This is a genomic window from Paraburkholderia sp. SIMBA_053, assembly GCF_046534895.1.
Taxonomy (GTDB): Bacteria; Pseudomonadota; Gammaproteobacteria; order Burkholderiales; family Burkholderiaceae; genus Paraburkholderia; species Paraburkholderia caledonica.
On the sequence record NZ_JAWRXU010000181.1, the window covers coordinates 1 to 386 of the forward strand.

Annotated in this window: 1 protein-coding gene and 1 pseudogene; both read left to right on the forward strand. The window is 64.5% G+C overall.

All coding sequences use genetic code 11. The annotated features are described in order from the left end of the window. On the forward strand, nucleotides 1-155 hold a 155-nt coding region (locus SB753_RS35170), incomplete at its 5' end, for an antibiotic biosynthesis monooxygenase family protein (RefSeq protein ID WP_410804670.1). A 15-nt stretch (nucleotides 156-170) separates the two neighbouring features. Then, a pseudogene (locus SB753_RS35175) lies at nucleotides 171-386 on the forward strand (enterotoxin); the annotation flags it as partial.

The window sequence follows — 386 nt, forward strand, 5'->3', positions numbered from 1 at the left end:
GTCACACTGTGTGGGCGAATCGCCCGGCGTTCGAGGCGTGGACGCAGTCGGAAGCGTTTCGCGCCGCGCACCGGAATGCAGGAAGCGAGTCGCGCGCGCTCTATCTCGGGCATCCGGAGTTCGAGGGATTCGAGGTACTCCAGACCGTGAAGTAGCGGACGGGGCGCGTCATGCACGCGGGTCCGCCCATTTTTCAGGCGCAAAACGACAGCTACGCGTTTGGCAATGGCGCGATTGCGCTGCATTGGACGGTTACCGACCGTTCTCTGTGCGGTGTTTGCGTGGCGGATCGCGCGCACGGCCGCACGTTGGCTATTAGCGCGCCGTTCGTTCTCACTTTCGCCGATGCACGCACGCTCGACGCAGCCAGTTTGCGGCTCGTCGCG